This is a genomic window from Rubrivirga sp. (genome assembly GCF_049648075.1).
GTDB lineage: Bacteria > Bacteroidota > Rhodothermia > Rhodothermales > Rubricoccaceae > Rubrivirga.
In genome coordinates, this window is the sequence record NZ_JBARYR010000642.1 from 1 (window position 1) to 2,402 (window position 2,402).

Annotated in this window: 3 protein-coding genes; 2 read left to right on the plus strand and 1 reads right to left on the minus strand. The window is 70.2% G+C overall.

The features are described 5' to 3' along the window. Nucleotides 1-794 (minus strand): glycoside hydrolase family 3 N-terminal domain-containing protein (locus WBA11_RS17370; RefSeq protein ID WP_424521902.1); only part of this gene is annotated, 794 nt, incomplete at its 3' end. Between the two features lie 72 nt (nucleotides 795-866). On the opposite strand from WBA11_RS17370, the gene WBA11_RS17375 reads away from it, so the two are divergent. Both WBA11_RS17375 and WBA11_RS17380 read left to right on the plus strand, forming a co-directional pair. After that, nucleotides 867-1,661, plus strand: coding sequence for a lysostaphin resistance A-like protein (locus WBA11_RS17375; RefSeq protein ID WP_424521903.1), 795 nt, complete (start codon nucleotides 867-869; stop codon nucleotides 1,659-1,661). A 30-nt stretch (nucleotides 1,662-1,691) separates the two neighbouring features. After that, a partial coding sequence (locus WBA11_RS17380; protein WP_424521904.1) for a hypothetical protein occupies nucleotides 1,692-2,402 on the plus strand: 711 nt, incomplete at its 3' end.

Consider the following 2,402-nt stretch of genomic DNA (forward strand, 5'->3'; position numbering starts at 1 on the left):
CCGGGGACGGCGGCGAACGCGACGTGCGTGTCGGTGTCGGTGTTGCCGTGGCCGGGGAAGTGCTTGAGCGTCGCCAAGACACCGTTGCGCTGGGCGCCGCGGACGTAGGCGCCGGCCAGCTCGCCCACGCGCTCGGGGTCCTCCCCGAACGAGCGCGTGTTGATGATCGGGTTTGCCGGGTTGTTGTTGACGTCGGCGACGGGCGCGAACAGGACGTTGATGCCTTGGGCGCGGGCCTCGAGGGCGGTGACGGCCCCGCCGGTCTCGGCGAGAGCCTCGCTGTCGGCGGCGCCGTAGGCCATGGCGGCCGGGAGCTCGGTAAAGTTGGACGACCTCGTCCCGACGCCCCACTCGTAGTCGGCCGTGAAGAAGAGCGGCACGTCCGTCCTCGAGGACAGGCGCGTGGTGACGGACAGCACCTCCATCGGCGCCGTCCGACGGCTGATGTGGAACCCGCCGATGCCCATCCGGGCCAGACCGTCGGGATCGCGGACGGCCCCGAGCTCGACGACGAAGAGTTGGGCGACGCGCTCCTCCAGGCTCATCCCGGCCAGCGTCGCGTCCACCCACGCTTCGGCCTCGAGGTCGGAGACGCCCGCCGGTGCAGGAAAGTCGCGGTAGGGCGCGAGCCACACGTCCATCGAGTCCTGGGCCGCGGCCTCGAGGTCGACCGCGGCCGGTTCAGCCTGGACCGTCTCGTCCTCGAGGACGGGCTCGTCCCCCGCGTCGGTCCATCCGACGGCGCCGGCGAAGGCGGCGGCTCCGGTCAAAAGAAGGGCAATGGCGAGGCGCATGGTCCGGGGGGAACGGGGTGGCCGGGTATCTTTCGTGCACCGGCGCAGGCCGACCCAGCCCCAACACGACCGATGATAGACCGTCTCCGAGGCGAGTGGCAAGAACTTCGCGCCTCCGTCGCCGGCCTCAGTCCTAACGCACGCCGCGCCGCCATCGTGCTCATCGCGGCGACGCTGCTGGTGCTGGTCCACTTGCAAGTCGGGAGCCGCCGGTTCTACCGGTTCACGCTCGACAACCCGCTCGGCTTCGAGGAGGCGGCCTTCGGGGCCTGGGCGTGGTGGTTCGGGACGCAGGGCATTTTTGGGTTCGTCGTCCCGGCGGCGATCCTGCTGCTCGCGTTTCGGTGGACCCCGCGGCAAGCCGGGTTGGGCCTGGGCGACTGGAAGCTGGCGCTCGGCATCACGGCGCTCTACCTGCCGCTCGTCGTGATCGGAACGTGGATTTTGACCGACGGCACAGGATTCCAAGAGCAGTACCCGCACTACCTGCCGGCGCGCGACGACTGGGGCATCTTCCTCACCTACGAGGCGCTCTTCCTCTTCTACTGGATCGGGTGGGAGTACCTGTGGCGAGGGTTCGTTTTGTTTGGGACGGCGCCGGCCATCGGAGCGCCGCTCGCGATCGTGGTGCAGACGGTCCCGTTTGCCATCCTGCACGCGCAGAAGCCTCCGGCCGAGGCCTACTTGTCTGTCCTGGGCGGCTTGGCGCTCGGCGCGTTGGTGTGGCGCTGCCGAAGCTTTTGGATCGCCGTCCCGATCCACGCGGCCCAGATGCTGATCCTGGACTGGTGGGCGACGATGCGCCACCGGACCGGCGCCGAGGGAATCGGCCTTGAGGCCCTTGCGCAGGCACTCGGGGGAACGTAGGCTGTGCCGTCGTCAACCACGAGGCTGCCGATGCGCGCTCTCATCCTGTCGATGGTCGCCGCCGGAGCGGTGGCCCAGCCGTCGTTCGTCACTGAGGTCTCGGCCGATCAGCAGGCCTACACCTACGGCGAGGCGATCACGGTCACTTACGTGCTCCGCAACGAGGGCGACGCGACCGCGACGGTCCACGCCGATGGCAGCTGCTACCCCGGCCTCGAGGTCGCGCCCTCGGTGTGGCTGACGGACCTCCCCTGCACGCTCGGCCAGGAGCCCGTGACGGTCGAGCCCCGCGGCACGTTCACAGCAACCTGGGTCGTGGACCCGATTCGAGTGGGAGCCCCGGTCCAGGACGGCCCGCAGACCTGGACCGTGTGGCTCCGCGGGCCGTGTGGCTTGAACGGAGAGGGCCAGGAGTTCTACACCGGGACCCAGGACTTCCAGTGCGACGTCTCCGCCCAGGTCGACCTCGAGGCCCCGCGGTTCGAGGGCGGAGGCATTGTCGTCGAGTACGCCGTCGCTGATGCGGACTCGGCCGCCGCGCTGCGCCGCGAGGTCGGCGCGTCCGTCCTCGACTCGACGGCTTCGGCACGCTTCGTGACCGAGCTGTGGGCCGTCGAGGGCGAGCCCGTCGAGGACGTCGCGGCCGTGCTCGAAGCCAGCGGCGTCGTCGGTGCCCGCGTCAACCGCCACGTTAGTCCCTCCCGCGAGTTCGCGGTGAGCGCGGCCCGAGGTCTCGAACGC